Origin of the sequence: Vibrio sp. VP6 (assembly GCF_028823755.1) — a bacterium.
Classification (GTDB): Bacteria; Pseudomonadota; Gammaproteobacteria; order Enterobacterales; family Vibrionaceae; genus Vibrio; species Vibrio parahaemolyticus.
Window position 1 is genome coordinate 1 of sequence record NZ_JAPEID010000188.1, and the last position, 639, is coordinate 639.

Annotated in this window: 1 protein-coding gene; it reads left to right on the forward strand. The window is 42.7% G+C overall.

The window, feature by feature from the left end; all coding sequences use genetic code 11:
* Positions 1-461 (forward strand): recombinase family protein (locus OU793_RS24820; RefSeq protein ID WP_274647939.1); only part of this gene is annotated, 461 nt, incomplete at its 5' end.
* Between the last annotated feature and the right edge of the window lie 178 nt (positions 462-639).

Consider the following 639-nt stretch of genomic DNA (forward strand, 5'->3'; position numbering starts at 1 on the left):
GCGGCTCTGTTGCGGCAAATGAACGTCCTGAGTTTTCTCGATTACTCGATCGATTAGAACCAGGCGATGTGCTTGTTGTGACCAAATTAGATAGATTGGGGCGCAATGCTATGGACATCCGAAAAACTGTCGAGCATTTAGAAGAATTAGGTGTCCGTATTCATTGCTTGGCTTTAGGGGGCGTAGATCTAACAAGCTCGGCTGGAAAGATGACGATGCAAGTTATTTCCGCTGTGGCTGAGTTTGAGAAAGATCTACTTGTTGAAAGGACTCATGCAGGAATAGCTCGTGCAAAATCTGAAGGTAAGCGGTTTGGTCGCCCTCCATCACTTAACAAAGAGCAACAACAGGAAGTTTGTTTACGAATAAAGAACGGAGAAAGTATTAGTTCTATCGCTCGTGTATTCAATACAACAAGGCAAACCGTTATGAGGGTTCGTACAGCCAATGCCCTAATTTAACTTTGATTAGGGCTCTTTATCAGCGTTTAATGTCTCGATTTTATGTACATCAAATGAATACCGGTGGGGGTTATCTTAGTCAAATCCCGACTGTACACATACCCATATTTTTCTAACAAGTCGATAGAGTGATATGTCCATCCAGCAGCAAACGCCACACCTGCTAATGCAAAATAAA